The organism is Streptomyces sp. NPDC001514 (genome assembly GCF_053597075.1).
Map to the genome: position 1 here is coordinate 49,642 of NZ_JBSFHO010000007.1, position 14,311 is coordinate 63,952.

Here is a 14,311-nt window from a genome sequence, read left to right on the forward strand (position 1 = left end):
CGTACGAGGCGGCAGGATAGAGCCCATGGATCTTGGACTGAAGGACCGTGTGTACGTCGTCACAGGAGCGACGCGGGGGCTGGGGAACGCGGCGGCGCGGGCCCTGGCCGCGGAAGGCGCGAAGCTGATCATCACGGGGCGGGAGCAGAAGCCGGTCGCGGAAGCCGCCGCCGAACTGGGCCCGCACGCGGTCGGCATCGCTGTGGACAACGCCGACCCGGCGGCCGCCGAGCGCCTGATCGCGGCGGCGCGGGAGCACTTCGGCCGCTTCGACGGCATCCTGATCAGCGTCGGCGGCCCGGCGCCGGGCTTCGTCGCGGACAACACGGACGAGCAGTGGCAGTCGGCGTTCGAGGCGGTCTTCCTGGGCGCGGTGCGGCTGGCGCGGGGCGCGGCGGAGGCACTCGGCGACGGCGGGGTCATCGGGTTCGTGCTGTCCGGCTCGGTCCATGAGCCGATCCCGGGCCTGACCATCTCCAATGGTCTCCGCCCCGGCCTGGCCGGCTTCGCCAAGTCCATCGCCGACGAACTGGGCCCGCGGGGCATTCGGGTCGTGGGGCTTCTCCCGTCCCGCATCGACACGGACCGCGTCCGCGAACTCGACGCCCTCTCGGGCGACGCGGATGCTGCCCGCACAGCCAACGAGTCCCGCATTCCGCTGCGGCGCTACGGCACTCCGGATGAGTTCGGCCGTACGGCGGCGTTCCTGCTGTCCCCGGCGGCGTCGTACCTGACGGGCATCATGCTCCCGGTGGACGGCGGGGCCCGGCACGGCTTCTGAGCAAGGCGCCGGGGGCGGCCTGTGGCCGGGGCGGCTTCCGGAGGCTCCCGGGGGCTTCCGTGGGGGGTGCGTACGCACGTAGCCGGTGGCTGCTCGCGTCTGGTGTGTCGCGAGCAGCCACCGGCCGGTGAGTGCCTGAGTGCTTACTCCTGGGGGAATATGTCCCCCGCACCCATGGCGCTCTCCTGCTCGCTCTGCTCCTGCAGCCTGCGGGCCTTGTCCTGGAGCCGCTGCCGCTCCTCCGGGTCGGTCGCCCGTTCCGCAGCCTGCTTCAATTCCTCTGCCTTCTGACGCATCTGCCGGACGCGCCCACCGGATTCGCCTGCAACGCTCATGGTCACTCCTCGGACGTCGGGATGAGCGGGCACCTCCAGCCAACCAGCGCCCCCGCACCCCCGCATCCCGAACGATCGCCGAGCGCGATCCCACAGGTCGGCCCCTGCACCCCGATGCGCCCCGAACCCCCGCGCCAGGCCGCCGGATACTGGACCGCGGTCGCCGCCGTCGGCGCCACCCGGTTCGGGAAGGGGCGGGTGGCGGAAGAGGGGGACGGGCGCCAGGCCGACAGGGTCCCGCCCCGTCACGTCACGCGGCGCGCGCGGTGCTTCTCCGCGCGGAGGCGGACCTCCGAGGGCAGGGACGCGAGACCCGCCGAGTCGCGCGCGTGGGTCAGGGCCTCCGTCGAGAGGCGGTGAAGGGTCTCGCCCGGGGACGCGTAGGGCTCCAGGAGCAGACGGACACGGGCCGTCGGCGCCGTCCGGCGGCCGTGGAGGGCGATCCGGGCGCGGGCCACTCCCTCCAGGTCTTCCGCCTCGCCCGCGAAAACGGCCTCCAGCGCGCGTCCCCGGAGCAGCGCACCCTCGCCGTCGCCGCTCTCGACGAGGACCTCCGCGAGGCGGGAGCGGCGCAGCTGCGCCAGAAGCCACCACAGGGCGAGCAGGACGAGGACCGCGAGCGCCGCGATGACGACCGGCCACCACCAGCCCTCGGCCCGCCACCGGTGCCGGGCGCTTGCGCTGAGCAGGACGTCGTCCGGCCCCGACCAGGGCCACCAGGACGGCACCCCGAGACCGAACCCGGCGGCGAGCACCGCTCCCCCGACGGCGAGCAGCACCAGCCCGGCGAGGCCGAGCAGCACGCGATTGACGACGCCGAGCATCCCCGTCATCCCTTCTTCGCGGGCCGTCGGACGACCACGGACAGCGCCGGCGGATGGGCCAGCCCGAGTTCCCGGATGCCCGCACCGAGCACCGCGTCCATGTCGGCCCGTACGTCGTCGAGTTCACGGAAGTGGGACACCGCCCGCACCCCGACCCGCCGCCGCCCCATCCGTACCCGTACGGACTGCACCCCGGACACCTCCATCGCCCGGTCGCGCAGCACCAGCGCGGCGGCCTCCCGGTCCAGTCCGGCCCGTACGTCCTTGTCCGCCGCGGCCCGCCGCATCGGCAGCAGTCCCCGCAGCCCGGGCGTCACGGCGAGCACGATCAGCCACACGCCGAGCGCCGTCGCGACGCCCGCGCCCACCAGCACCCAGGGGTTGTCGAGGGGCCAGCGCTCCAGGCGGTCGGCGAGCGACTGGCGCCAGGCCATGGCCGGCCGGTGGGCCCGTACCGCCGCGACGTCGTACAGGAGCAGCCCCGCGCCGACGGTCACCGCCGCAGCGAGCAGCCCGGCCGGGATCCGCCGTTTGGACCAGAAGCGTCCACGGCGGTCGCCCTCGTCCACCGCGGCGGGCCGGTACGCGGCGGCCGAGGCCGACTGGTCCAGTTCCTTTTCCTTCACGGATCCCGGCGCGGGGCCCGCCCCGGCCCCCGACGACGCGGGTCCTGACACCGGCCCCGTCACCGGTCCGGTTCCCTTCTCGGGTTCGGTCATCGGAGCCTCCCCTGGGCCGACCGGCGCGTATGGACGGAGTGCAGCCGTTCGACCTGTACGGCCACCTCGGGCACGTCCATCCCCGCCAACGCCTCTACCCGCTGCGTGACACGGCGACGCACCGCACGGCACTGCTCGCCGATGTCGGAGGGGTATTCGAGTTCGAGACTGATCCGCACGCGTGCGTGGTCATGGTGCACCGTGACCGTGGCGTGGGGGGCCTCGCCACCCTCCGGTAGGTGCGCGAGGGCCTCCCGCGCCGCCTGCGCGGCGATCTTCGCGACGACCCGGTCGGCGATCGTCGTCGCTCCCCGCTCGGGCGCCTCGATCCCCTTCGTCGCCACGGGCGGAGTCGACTCCGCGGCCACGCCGTGTCACCTCCGCCGGTCGCCGTGCTCGCGGCTCCGGAAGAAGTCGCCCGGTTCGAGGTCGCCGTCCAGGATGCGGCCGACCACGAACCCGACCGCGCCGAGCGCGGCCACCAGGAGAAAGGCACCGAAACCGCCGAAGTATCCGGCGAAGCCGAGCGCCATGCCGGCCAGCAGGCCGGCCACCGCCATGCTCATCGTGAGCTCCTCTCGTGAGCTCGCTCCGCTACTGAATCCGCGGCTCCGGCTCTTCCTCTTCCTCTTCCGGCAGTTTCACGTCGCTGACCGCGATGTTGACCTCGACGACCTCGAGTCCGGTCATGCGTTCCACCGCGGCGACGACGTTCTCCCGGACGGCACGGGCCACATCCGAGATCGCCACCCCGTAGTCGACGACGATCTCCAGGTCGAGCGCCGTCTGGACCTCGCCGACCTCCGCCTTCACTCCACGGGTGGCGCTGGAACGCCCGCCGCCACCGGGCACGCGGTCGCGGACGGCGCCGAACGTACGGGAGATTCCGCTGCCCATGGCGTGGACACCGAGCACGTCCCGGGCCGCGAGTCCGGCGATCTTCTCGACGACGCCGTCGGCGATGGTGGTACGGCCCCGGGTTCCCGGGTCTCCGCCCCCCCGCCTGACCGGGCCGGACGGCTCCTTCTTGACATTGACGTCAGTCTCGGTCATGCCCATACGTCCCTTTCCGGGCGGTGGTGGACTCCTGACTCCGCTGACCACACTAAGTGTGCTTGCCCGGTCTCGCGCCGGGGATGCGGCAGGCTGGAGCAATGACGAGGCGGAAGCCATGACGGGGCGCAGGCGATGACGAGGCCCAGGCGATGACGGAGTGCGCGCGATGACGACGGCGGGCGGATGGGCCGGGGCGGTACGTGCCCGGCTGGGGCTGGGCAGACTTCTCCCCCTCGGCGGCGCGGCGGACGGTGCCTGGCTGACGGAGCGCGCGGCGGAGGCGGTACTGCGCGCGGTGGCGGCGCAGGAGGTGCGCGGCGCCGCGGTCGGCCGGCTGCGGATCGCGCTCGCCGATCCGGAACTGGCGGCTGAACCTGTGGTCCCGCCCCCGCCCGGGGCTCTGCCGCCGGGCCTGTTGCGCATCGACGCGGATTTCGCGGCGGCATCTGACGAGCCGATCCCGGCCGTGGCGGACCGTCTCCGCGCGGCCCTCCACACCGCGGCCGTGGAGCGGCTGGACCTCGCCGTGACCGAGGTCGACCTGCGGGTGACGGCGCTGCTGGACGCCGTACCGGAGGCGGAGCCGGCGAGTCCGTCGGCCGGCGTACCCGCGGTGACGCCACAGGGCGAGGTGGGCACCACGGCAGCCGCCGTGCCGGGCGTCGCCCACCTCACGGGCACGCTGGGTGTGCCGGTCCGCATCGAGGAGTCGTCCGTGCACATCGAATGCGCGACGGCACGCGGCCACCACCCCCTGGCGGTGGCGCTGGCCGTCCGGGAGGCGGTCACTCCGGTGCTCCCGTCGCCCGTGCCGGTGGCGGTCCTGATCACGGATGTGCCGACCGGGGCCTGAGAGGGCTGCGGAGTGACGCCCCGCCGTGCGGGCGGGGCGCAGGCGCGGAGCGCCCTCAGTCCGCGAGGCCCGCGAGGTCCCGCAGGCGCCGGGCCTGGGCGGCCCGCTCGGCCGTGCGCTGCTCCTCGTACGTACGCTCCTGGGCACCCCGCAGCAGCGCCTTGGTCTCGATCACCGCGTCACGCGGCGCTGCGAGCAGCGCGGCCGCCAAGTCGCGTACGGACGCGTCGAGTTCGGCGGCCGGCACGACGAGGTTGGCGAGGCCGATCCGCTCCGCCTCGTCGGCCTGGACGAACCGTCCGGTGGCGCAGATCTCGAGCGCGCGGGCGTAGCCGACGAGCGAGACGAGCGGGTGGGTCCCGGTGAGATCCGGGACCAGACCGAGACCGGTCTCGCGCATGGCGAACTGCACGTCCTGTGCGGCGATCCGCAGATCGCAGGCGAGGGCGAGCTGGAACCCGGCACCGATCGCATGGCCCTGGACCGCCACGATCGACACGATGTCGTTGCGGCGCCACCAGGTGAACGCCTCCTGGTACTCGGCGATGACCGCGTCCAGCTCCTCGTCCGAGCCGCGCGCGAGATCGAGGAACGACGGCTCCCCGTCGAAGCCCTCGGGCGTGAAAGCCTGCCGGTCGAGCCCCGCGGAGAAGGACTTGCCCTCACCGCGCAGCACGACGACCCGCACGTTGCCCGGCAGTGACCGCCCGGCCTCCGTCAACGCCCGCCAGAGAGCGGGAGATTGGGCATTGCGCTTGTCCGGGTTGGTGAGGGTCACCGTGGCCACCGCGTCTTCGACGGTGAGCCGTACGCCGTCCTTGTCGAGCACAGAGTCCAGCGAGTCGAGCGAAGTCATGAGGTGCCTCCGGTTCCGGTGCGGTGCAGTCGGTGCAGCGACGGTTAAGTGACTGCACAGTAACCACCCGGCCGACCCCACGGTCGACCGGGTGGCCGGCACCGGAATCGGCCGGCCGGCCTCACACTCCGCTCTCGGCAGCTGCCCGCTCCCGGCCGTCAGGCCGAGGCGGCCTTCTTGCCGCGCGTCGCTCCGCCGCGTCCCCGCAGCGTCACTCCGGACTCGCTGAGCATCCGATGGACGAATCCGTAGGAGCGGCCGGTCTCTTCGGCCAGCGCCCGGATGCTCGCACCGGAGTCGTACTTCTTCTTCAGGTCTGCCGCGAGCTTGTCGCGCGCGGCGCCGGTCACCCGGCTGCCCTTCTTCAGAGTCTCGGCCACCCGTGCCTCCTCATGGGAAGTGCGCTCTGGACTCTCATGATCACCCCTCAAGGGCTTCATGGCCACCCATTCGACAAGGTCCGTGCGACAAGCTTTGCCGGGCACAAGACCGCCGTCACGAACGGAATCCGCAATTCCGGGGCTGGCTGCCGAGACGTTCCGGCGTCTCACAGGGTGAAATTCCAGGTCAGGGCCGCTGTGGTCCGGACGGTGCGGTTCCGGGTACCGGCCGGCCCCGGCGGACCGTTTCGGCAGATCGCCACGCCGAGGTACGAGACGCACTCACTCAGATGAAGGATCACTCATGAGCCGAATGATCCATACGAAGTGGATCAGTCCCGCCCGGTCGGAGCACAGCGGGCCGCAGCGCTGCCGGGTGGAGCCCGCCCGGTCGCGGCACAGCCCGGTCCGAGCGCTGCCGGACGGAGCCGGACAGGTCACGGCACAGCCGGTCCCTGCGCTGCCGGGCGGCCCGGGTCAGGCGAGTGCGACGAGGTCCGCGTAGTCCGCGCCCCACAGGTCCTCGACCCCGTCGGGCAGCAGAATGATCCGCTCCGGCTGCAGCGCCTCGACCGCACCCTCGTCGTGCGTGACCAGCACGACCGCGCCCTTGTAGGTGCGCAGAGCCCCCAGGATCTCCTCGCGGCTGGCCGGGTCCAGGTTGTTGGTCGGCTCGTCGAGCAGCAGCACGTTCGCCGACGAGACCACCAGCGTGGCCAGGGCCAGCCGGGTCTTCTCACCGCCGGAGAGCACCCCGGCCGGCTTGTCGACGTCGTCGCCGGAGAACAGGAAGGACCCCAGCGTCTTGCGGACCTCGACGAGGTCGAGGTCGGGCGCGGCGGAGCGCATGTTCTCCAGCACCGTGCGGTCCGGGTCGAGGGTCTCGTGCTCCTGGGCGTAATAGCCCAGCTTGAGGCCGTGCCCCGCGACGACCTGGCCGGTGTCGGGCTTCTCGACGCGGCCGAGGAGGCGCAGCAGCGTGGTCTTGCCGGCGCCGTTGAGGCCGAGGATGACGACGCGGGACCCCTTGTCGATCGCGAGATCCACGTCGGTGAAGATCTCGAGGGAGCCGTACGACTTGGACAGGCCCTCGGCCATGAGCGGCGTCCTGCCGCAGGGCGCGGGCTCGGGGAAGCGCAGCTTGGCGACCTTGTCGGCGACCCGGACCTCGTCGAGGCCGGAGAGCAGCCGCTCGGCGCGGCGCGCCATGTTCTGAGCGGCGACGGTCTTGGTGGCCTTGGCGCGCATCTTGTCGGCCTGGGCGTTGAGCGCGGCGGCCTTCTTCTCGGCGTTCTGCCGCTCCCGCCTGCGGCGCTTCTCGTCGGCCTCGCGCTGCTGCTGGTAGAGCTTCCAGCCCATGTTGTAGACGTCGATGGTCGAGCGGTTCGCGTCGAGGTAGAAGACCTTGTTGACCACGGTCTCGACGAGGTCGACGTCGTGGGAGATGACGATGAAGCCGCCGCGGTACGTCTTCAGGTAGTCGCGCAGCCAGACGATCGAGTCGGCGTCGAGGTGGTTGGTCGGCTCGTCGAGGAGCAGCGTGTCGGCGTCCGAGAAGAGGATCCGGGCGAGCTCGACACGGCGGCGCTGGCCGCCGGAGAGGGTGTGGAGCGGCTGGCCGAGGACGCGGTCGGGCAGGTTGAGCGCGGCGGCGATGGTGGCGGCCTCGGCCTCGGCCGCGTAACCGCCCTTCGTCAGGAACTCGGTCTCCTGGCGCTCGTACTGCTTCATCGCCTTGTCGCGCGTGGTGCCCTTGCCCGTGGCGATGCGCTGCTCGTTGTCGCGCATCTTGCGGATCAGGACGTCGAGGCCGCGGGCGGAGAGGATGCGGTCGCGGGCGAGGACGTCGAGGTCGCCGGTGCGCGGGTCCTGCGGGAGGTAGCCGACCTCGCCGGAGCGGGCGATCTGGCCGGCGGCGGGGATGCCTTCGCCCGCAAGGCACTTGGTGAGGGTGGTCTTGCCCGCTCCGTTGCGGCCGACGAGGCCGATGCGGTCGCCCTTGGCGATACGGAAGGTGGCGGACTCGATGAGGATGCGGGCGCCGGCACGCAGCTCGATGCCGGAAGCGGTGATCACGGTAAAACTCCAGGGCGGGACGGACGGCGGAAGGACGACGGGGCGTGCGGCAGCTTCGACGCCGTCTAATCCACAAGGAGAATTGCCATACGGGTCAGTCTACCGGGCGTGTGCAACCGGTTTTGTGTGGTTCTCCCCACGGTGGGGCGGCCACCAAGGCGTGCACGAAGGCCGCAGAACGGCCGGAGCGCGCGGTGCTGATCGACACTCTGGGCATGCAGTTCGACGACCGCGCCGACCCGGACACCTCCGAGGTCAGGGATGTGCGTCGCACAACGGCCACCGCACGGGCGACATGGCCCGGTGCGACACCTTCCGCTTCCGCTGACGGCGCTGTCGCGAACACCTTCCGCCGACCGTGCCGACGACGCTGCCGTTCTCGGGTGCCGGGCATTGTCAGTGCCCCCTGCCAGACTGAGAGTCAGATCACATTCCTGTCGTCGAGCGAGGAGTTAGGGGTGATCGAGATGGCGGAGGCACCGGGCATCTGTCCGACGCTGGTGTACGTGAACGCCAAGGCCGCGATCAAGCAGCTCACCGAGGCCTTCGGCTTCACGGAGAGCGCCGTGTACGAGGGCGAGGACGGCAGGGTCGTCCACGCCGAGCTGTCGTACGGGAACGGGATGGTGATGCTCGGCAGCAAGGGCACGGGGAGCCAGTTCGACAAGCTGATGGAGGGCGGGGGTCCGGCCGGCGTCTTCGTCCATGTCGACGACGTGGACGCGCACCACAGCAGGGCCGTGGAGCACGGGGTGGAGATCGTGATGCCGCCCACCGACCAGGACTACGGCTCCCGGGAGTACGTGGCGCGTGACGTGGAGGGCAACGTCTGGAGTTTCGGGACGTACCGGCCGGGCGCGGCGGAGGGTTAGCGCCGCCCGGGCCCGTCTGCTTCGGGGCCCGCTGTCAGGCGCCTCCCGTGTGCACCTGGAAGGCCGCCCGGCGGACGGCCTTGGCGAGGGCGGGGTCGGGGTGGGCGGCCGCGAGGGCGACCAGGACCTGCACGGTGCGCGGGTGGCCGACGGCCCTGACCTCGTCCAGCAGGGCGGGAACGGTGCCCTGGACGGCCGAGTCGAGGTGACGGACCAGCAGTGCGGTCTCGCCGTGGTCGGCGACGGCGGCCGCGGTGTCGACCCAGAGCCAGGTCGCCTCCTCACGGGTGAGCACCTCGGCGGTGTCCTCGGGGTCCGCTCCCTCGTACTCGGCGAGCCAGAGCAGGGCGTACGGGCGCAGGGACGGCTCTTCGGCGGCGGCGCGCACTCCGGCCTCGGCAGGGGCGCCGACGACCCGGAGCGCCTCGAAGGCGAGGCCGCGGAGGAGGGCGTCCTCGCCGCGGGCGGCGGCGAGGAGTTCGGTGACGGCGCTGGAGACGGTACGGGCGGCGAGCCAGGCGCGGTACTCGTCACGGGCGGGGCCGGGGGTGAGCCCGGCGCAGGCGCGGAGCATGTCCTCGGCGGACTGCTCGATATGGCCCGCAGGGCTCTGGGCGGCGACGCAGATCTGTTCGAGCTTGACCCAGACCGCCCAGTTGCCGAGCGGGGTGAGCGTGGCCTGGCCCGGACCGAGGGTGAGCGCGCCGACCGCGGCAAGGCCCTCCAGGGCCCAGTCGAGCAGGGCGGAGAGGGGGACGTCGGAGTCGGCCGCGGCGGAGGCGGTTGCGCCGGGGCCGGCCGGGACGGAGTCGGGCAGTGGCCCGTAGGGCACTTCGCAGCGCTCCTCGCGGAGTTCCACGACGCGCTGCTGGAGCAGATCGAGCAGGGCCGGTACGAGCACGGGTCCTGCGGAGAGCTGGAGGAGAGAGAGCACCTGGGGAACGGCTTCGACGACCTCCGCGACCGCTGCGGGGGCGACATCGGCGGGCGCGGGGTGGACGAGGGACCAGGCGTCGAAGAGGGCGACCCAGCCGCGCAGCACGGCGGTGTCGTCGCGGTCCCAGGCGTTCAGCCGCCAGCCGGGACGGGCCGTGTCGCCGTGGAGTTCCACCAGTCCGGCGAGCCGGGCGCGGTCCCAGCCCGCGCCCACCTGTTCCGGTGTCAACTCCAGTGCGTCCGCGGTCCGTTCCAGCGCGGCAGGACCGACCGCCGCGCCCCGCTCGGCGGCGGCCCAGCGGGCGACACGGACCGCGTCGGCGAGGACCTCGCGCGCCTGGCGGGCCAGTTCCGCGGCCGGCGGAGTGCCCTCGGGCGGGCGCGGAGCGGGGCGCGTACGCCGGTTCGACACGGCGCGGCGGGCCGTGACGGTGGGACGAGGGCGGACAAGACGGAGTCTGGAGTCGCGCAGGTTACGGGACGTCACGGGTGCAGTCTTCCCGTTGACGGCCCGAAAGCCCAAACGGAATCCGTGATCTCGTGGAAAGGGGTGGCCGATGGCCGGCTCGGGAGTGGCTCAGGGGCTGCTCAGAGGTTGCCGCGCGGTTGCCGGACGGGCGGTCACGAAAGGGGGGTGAGGAAGCGGCGGAGGGCCTCCTCGTAGCGGGCCGGGTCCACGTTCCACATCGCGCCGTGCGGAGCGTCGGGCACGGTATGGAGGCTGACCAGGTCCGGACGGCGGGCGGCGAGCTCCCGGGACGGGGCCCAGGGCGCGAGTCTGTCGTCGGGGCCGTGGAAGATCAGCGCGGGGACGCGCACGGCCTCCGGGTCGGCGGCCTCCCGCAGCCGGTCGCCGTGCAGCCCGGTGCGGCCCTTGGCCGCGCGCACGGCGAGGGGCAACAGGAACGACGGGGTACGGCGCGCGGTGGCCAGCGCGCGCAGGGTGGCCTCCCAGTCGAGCACCGGGGAGTCCAGGACGAGCCCGGCGATCCGGTCCCGGTACGCCGAGTTGGCGGCGGCGTGCAGGGCCATCGAGGCGCCGGTGGACCAGCCGTGCACGATCACGCGCTCGGCGCCGCCGCGGACGGCGTACCGGACGGCGGCGTCGAGGTCGCGCCACTCGGAGTCGCCGAGGTGGCCGAGGCCGTCCGGGGAGCCGGGCGCGCCGGGGTCGCCGCGGTAGGTGACGGCCAGCACGGGCAGCCGCCGGCCGACGAGGAAGGGCATGAGGTTCAGGGTGTGCTGCCGGGTGGCGCCCAGGCCGTGCACGGCGATGACCCAGGTGCTGCGGGGCCCGCGGACGAACCAGGCGGGCAGCGAGCCGAGTTCACCGGGGATCTCCACGTCCTCGTGGTCGATGCCGAGGGCGCTGCTCGGTGTGCCGCTGTGGACCTGGGGGGTGAGCCGCACCTTGGTGCCGATGTCGAGGCTGCCGTGCCCGACGCTCTCCAGCCGGCGTACGACGGTGTCCGCCGCGTGCGGTACGTCCTCGAGGACGGGGCCGACGACCGCGTGGACATCGGTGCCGGTGAGTCCGTACGTACCGGGCCGAAGGGAGACGAGGCTGCGGGTGAGGGTGATCCGGCCCGGTCCCGTGGCGTGCACGGTGAGCCGGGGCTCGCCGGGCAGGGGCCGTCCGGGGGGTGCCTTGAGCGCGGCGTCGCTGGCGTAGCGGCCTGCCGCGAACGTGGCCGTACCGAGACCTATCAGGGTGGTGACGGCCGCTGCCGTCGCTGTAGCCGGGCGCACTGCTCCAGTGTCAGCACGTCCCGGCCAGGCTGCCAGTGGACAGGTCACAGCGGGTGACGCCCGTGTGATCGAAGCGCTCGGTGTCAGCGGGACTGGCCGTAGCTCCGGAGCTTGTCGCGCACCTCGTCGAGCTGGGCGGGGGAAAGGAGAGACGGCTCCCGGCCGGGGACGGAGCTCGCGGTGAGCCAGACCCGGCACATCCACTCCAGCTGCGCGGTCCGGTCGTACGCCTGGTCGAGTGAAGCTCCGTACGTGACGGTTCCGTGGTTCTGGAGCAGGCATCCCGTGCGGTCCGCCAGGGCCCGGAGCATGTTCGCGGCCAGCTCGTCCGTTCCGTAGAGGGCGTACGGGGCGACGCGTACAGGGCCGCCGAGGGCCGCGGCCATGTAGTGGATCAGTGGCAGCTCGGTGACCAGGGTGGAGACGGCGGTGGCGTGCACAGCATGGGTGTGCACGACGGCGGCCGCGTCCGTGGCCCGGTAGATCTCCAGATGCAGCGGCAGCTCACTGGTGGGGGTGAGCTCGCCGAGCATCTGCCGACCGTCGAGGCCGACGGCGACGGGCGCCTCCGCGCCGAGCCGGTCGTAGGGCACTCCGCTCGGGGTGACCAGGACCAGGTCGCCGTCATCCGTGGCGACCCGTACGGAGACATTGCCCGAGGTCCCGACGACGAGTCCGTCCGCCGCGGTTCTGCGGGCGGTGGCCACGAGGTCCGCCCAGGCCCGCCCGATCCCGTCCTGCCCTTGCTCCTGCTGCTGCCCCTGCCCCTGCTGCCTGGTCATGCGGTGATCCTTCCACCACGGCGTCGGCCTCCGGAGTGACCAGGATCTCCTCGGCGGCCCGGCAGCCCCGGCCGAAGGGGGTCGCCACCCGCCCGCTGCCGGGCCCCTGCCCGGTTTCTGGCGCTTCTCCCTGCACAAGCGGAACGGCTGTAACCAGGTTGAGACACCACACCGCCTGCCTCAGTTCATCTTCCGTTCACCCAGGTTGCTTACGGTCGCCGAGCCACTGACGTCCAAAAGAAGCCTGGGTAAATGGAAAACATCACGCTTCTCCTCGGGATCGTGATCATCACCGCTCTCGTGTTCGATTTCACGAACGGTTTCCACGACACAGCCAACGCGATGGCGACGACCATCTCGACCGGCGCGCTCAAGCCCAAGACGGCGGTGGCCATGTCCGCCGTGCTGAATCTTGTCGGCGCATTCCTGTCCGTCGAGGTCGCCAAGACGATCTCCGGCGGGATCATCAACGAAGAGGGCATCCGCACCGAAGTGATCTTCGCGGCGCTCGTCGGCGCCATTCTGTGGAACCTCTCCACCTGGCTGCTGGGCCTGCCGTCCAGCTCCTCTCACGCGCTCTTCGGCGGTCTCATCGGCGCAGCCGTGATGTCCGCCGGTTTCTCCGCCGTCAACGGCGGGACCATCGTCACGAAGGTCCTGATCCCGGCCGTCGCCGCCCCGATCGTCGCCGGTCTCGCCGCGCTCCTCGCGACCAAGCTGACGTACCGCATCGGCAGCAAGGCGGACGACAAGGCCACGTCCATGGGCTACCGCGCCGGCCAGATCGCTTCGGCCGGGCTCGTCTCCCTCGCCCACGGCACCAACGACGCGCAGAAGACCATGGGCGTCATCACCCTGGCCCTGGTCACCGGCGGCGTCCTCGCCCCCGGCTCGAACCCGCCGATGTGGGTGATCGTCTCCGCCGGTACGGCGATCGCGCTCGGTACGTACCTGGGCGGCTGGCGCATCATCCGCACCATGGGCAAGGGCCTGACCGACCTCCGGCCGCAGCAGGGCTTCGCCGCCCAGACCAGCGCCGCGACGGTCATCCTGGCCTCCTCGCACCTCGGCTTCTCGCTCTCCACCACCCAGTCCTGCTCCGGCGCGGTCATGGGCGCCGGCCTCGGCCGCAAGGGCGGCGTGGTCCGCTGGTCCACCGCCACCCGGATGTTCATCGCCTGGGGCCTGACGCTGCCGGCCGCTGCGCTGGTCGCCGCCGGCGCCGAGTTCCTGACCGGCCTGGGCACCTGGGGCGTCGGGGCCGTGGCGGTGCTGCTGATCGCGGGTGCCGCGGTCATCTGGTCCCTCTCGCGCCGCAAGCCGGTCGACCACACGAACGTCACGGACGACGAGACCGCCGAGCCCGCGGGTGTGATCACCACCGCCATCGCGGCCGTCACCCCGCCCCCGGCCGGTGTCGCCACCGCCGCGGCGACCGAGCCCGAGGACCTGAGGGCCACGATCCCCGCCCCGGCCGCCGAGACCGCCACGGCGCCCTCGACCGCCCCGACGCCCGCCGCCACGGTGTAAGGAAAGAACAGCATGAAGATCGACTGGGCAGCTCTGGGCTCCGTCTTCGGCGTGAGCCTCATCGTCACCGTGGCCCTCGTGGGCCTGTTCACCCTGGGCATCGCGGGCCTCTCCAAGCAGGAGTCCGCGGCCGCGCAGGGAGGCTCCGCCGTACTCGCCCGCACGGGTGCGTACGCCTGCTTCGCGCTCTGCGCGGCAGCGGTGACCTACGGGATCTATCTGATCGTCGTCTGATCACCTTGGGACGACGTCGTCACACGACGCCGTCCCAAGGCCGGCGCGACACCGTCCTCGGTACAGGGGCCGGGCACACCTCCGGGTGGGTCCGGCCCCTGTCGTGTGCGCCCCCGCGTGCGCCCCATGTGGCACTCCGCACACTGTCCCGCCGCAGGTCAAGGGCGAGTTGACGGGTGTTCGCGGCCGTGGTGGACTTCCGGAGCCATTTACGGCGGCAGAAGAGGAAGCCGGTGCGAGTCCGGCGCGGTCCCGCCACTGTCACGGGTGCACTCCACTCCCGGAGCCAGGAACTCTCACCGCCGGTCACGTCGAGCCAGGGCGCGGA

At 72.4% G+C, this 14,311-nt stretch carries 17 protein-coding genes and 1 riboswitch; of the genes, 5 read left to right on the plus strand and 12 right to left on the minus strand.

Annotated features, from left to right (window positions below; translation table 11 throughout):
• The first annotated feature begins 25 nt into the window (after nucleotides 1-25).
• A complete protein-coding gene (locus ACWCXB_RS10225) occupies nucleotides 26-781 on the plus strand; it encodes an SDR family oxidoreductase (RefSeq protein WP_450721052.1) in 756 nt (251 codons plus the stop codon).
• A gap of 143 nt (nucleotides 782-924) precedes the next feature.
• Here ACWCXB_RS10225 and ACWCXB_RS10230 read toward each other — a convergent pair whose 3' ends face one another.
• The 6 genes from ACWCXB_RS10230 to ACWCXB_RS10255 form a co-directional block, all read right to left on the minus strand.
• Nucleotides 925-1,116, minus strand: coding sequence for a DUF6381 family protein (locus ACWCXB_RS10230; RefSeq protein WP_450721053.1), 192 nt, complete (start codon nucleotides 1,114-1,116; stop codon nucleotides 925-927).
• A 245-nt stretch (nucleotides 1,117-1,361) separates the two neighbouring features.
• Nucleotides 1,362-1,940 (minus strand): alkaline shock response membrane anchor protein AmaP, encoded by a 579-nt coding sequence (amaP, locus tag ACWCXB_RS10235; protein WP_450721350.1) that lies wholly within the window; start codon nucleotides 1,938-1,940, stop codon nucleotides 1,362-1,364.
• A gap of 5 nt (nucleotides 1,941-1,945) precedes the next feature.
• Nucleotides 1,946-2,659 (minus strand): DUF6286 domain-containing protein, encoded by a 714-nt coding sequence (locus ACWCXB_RS10240; protein ID WP_450721055.1) that lies wholly within the window; start codon nucleotides 2,657-2,659, stop codon nucleotides 1,946-1,948.
• Nucleotides 2,656-3,027 carry a hypothetical protein gene (locus ACWCXB_RS10245; protein ID WP_450721057.1) on the minus strand — a complete coding sequence of 124 codons (372 nt, stop codon included), beginning with the start codon at nucleotides 3,025-3,027 and terminating at the stop codon, nucleotides 2,656-2,658. Before ACWCXB_RS10245 ends, ACWCXB_RS10240 begins: the two co-directional genes overlap by 4 nt.
• A gap of 6 nt (nucleotides 3,028-3,033) precedes the next feature.
• The gene (locus ACWCXB_RS10250) at nucleotides 3,034-3,225 is read right to left on the minus strand and encodes a hypothetical protein (protein WP_450721059.1); all 192 of its coding nucleotides are present in this window, start codon (nucleotides 3,223-3,225) and stop codon (nucleotides 3,034-3,036) included.
• Nucleotides 3,226-3,253: 28 nt separating this feature from the next.
• The gene (locus ACWCXB_RS10255) at nucleotides 3,254-3,718 is read right to left on the minus strand and encodes an Asp23/Gls24 family envelope stress response protein (RefSeq protein ID WP_450721061.1); all 465 of its coding nucleotides are present in this window, start codon (nucleotides 3,716-3,718) and stop codon (nucleotides 3,254-3,256) included.
• Between the two features lie 163 nt (nucleotides 3,719-3,881).
• On the opposite strand from ACWCXB_RS10255, the gene ACWCXB_RS10260 reads away from it, so the two are divergent.
• Nucleotides 3,882-4,568: a hypothetical protein gene (locus ACWCXB_RS10260; protein WP_450721063.1), complete on the plus strand. Its 687-nt coding sequence runs from the start codon at nucleotides 3,882-3,884 to the stop codon at nucleotides 4,566-4,568.
• Nucleotides 4,569-4,623: 55 nt separating this feature from the next.
• Here the strand turns inward: ACWCXB_RS10260 and ACWCXB_RS10265 are convergent, their stop codons facing one another.
• The 3 genes from ACWCXB_RS10265 to abc-f form a co-directional block, all read right to left on the minus strand.
• Nucleotides 4,624-5,424: an enoyl-CoA hydratase/isomerase family protein gene (locus tag ACWCXB_RS10265; RefSeq protein ID WP_450721065.1), complete on the minus strand. Its 801-nt coding sequence runs from the start codon at nucleotides 5,422-5,424 to the stop codon at nucleotides 4,624-4,626.
• A gap of 158 nt (nucleotides 5,425-5,582) precedes the next feature.
• Complete coding sequence (locus tag ACWCXB_RS10270) at nucleotides 5,583-5,804, minus strand: helix-turn-helix domain-containing protein (RefSeq protein WP_006123601.1); 222 nt, start codon at nucleotides 5,802-5,804, stop codon at nucleotides 5,583-5,585.
• A gap of 477 nt (nucleotides 5,805-6,281) precedes the next feature.
• Nucleotides 6,282-7,880: a ribosomal protection-like ABC-F family protein gene (gene abc-f / locus ACWCXB_RS10275; protein WP_450721067.1), complete on the minus strand. Its 1,599-nt coding sequence runs from the start codon at nucleotides 7,878-7,880 to the stop codon at nucleotides 6,282-6,284.
• Between the two features lie 467 nt (nucleotides 7,881-8,347).
• Between abc-f and ACWCXB_RS10280 the strand changes: the two genes are divergently transcribed.
• A complete protein-coding gene (locus ACWCXB_RS10280; RefSeq protein WP_450721352.1) occupies nucleotides 8,348-8,752 on the plus strand; it encodes a VOC family protein in 405 nt (134 codons plus the stop codon).
• Nucleotides 8,753-8,786: 34 nt separating this feature from the next.
• On the opposite strand, the gene ACWCXB_RS10285 is transcribed toward ACWCXB_RS10280, so the two are convergent.
• The 3 genes from ACWCXB_RS10285 to ACWCXB_RS10295 form a co-directional block, all read right to left on the minus strand.
• The gene (locus tag ACWCXB_RS10285) at nucleotides 8,787-10,175 is read right to left on the minus strand and encodes a hypothetical protein (RefSeq protein ID WP_450721069.1); all 1,389 of its coding nucleotides are present in this window, start codon (nucleotides 10,173-10,175) and stop codon (nucleotides 8,787-8,789) included.
• 134 nt (nucleotides 10,176-10,309) lie between these two features.
• Nucleotides 10,310-11,437 carry an alpha/beta hydrolase gene (locus ACWCXB_RS10290; RefSeq protein ID WP_450721071.1) on the minus strand — a complete coding sequence of 376 codons (1,128 nt, stop codon included), beginning with the start codon at nucleotides 11,435-11,437 and terminating at the stop codon, nucleotides 10,310-10,312.
• 83 nt (nucleotides 11,438-11,520) lie between these two features.
• Nucleotides 11,521-12,219, minus strand: a complete 699-nt coding sequence (locus ACWCXB_RS10295; RefSeq protein WP_450721073.1) for a class II aldolase/adducin family protein — start codon at nucleotides 12,217-12,219, stop codon at nucleotides 11,521-11,523.
• A 252-nt stretch (nucleotides 12,220-12,471) separates the two neighbouring features.
• On the opposite strand from ACWCXB_RS10295, the gene ACWCXB_RS10300 reads away from it, so the two are divergent.
• The gene (locus ACWCXB_RS10300) at nucleotides 12,472-13,749 is read left to right on the plus strand and encodes an anion permease (RefSeq protein ID WP_450721075.1); all 1,278 of its coding nucleotides are present in this window, start codon (nucleotides 12,472-12,474) and stop codon (nucleotides 13,747-13,749) included.
• Between the two features lie 12 nt (nucleotides 13,750-13,761).
• A complete protein-coding gene (locus tag ACWCXB_RS10305; protein ID WP_450721077.1) occupies nucleotides 13,762-13,983 on the plus strand; it encodes a hypothetical protein in 222 nt (73 codons plus the stop codon).
• Nucleotides 13,984-14,158: 175 nt separating this feature from the next.
• Nucleotides 14,159-14,298, plus strand: a riboswitch (cobalamin riboswitch).
• Nucleotides 14,299-14,311 lie beyond the last annotated feature (13 nt).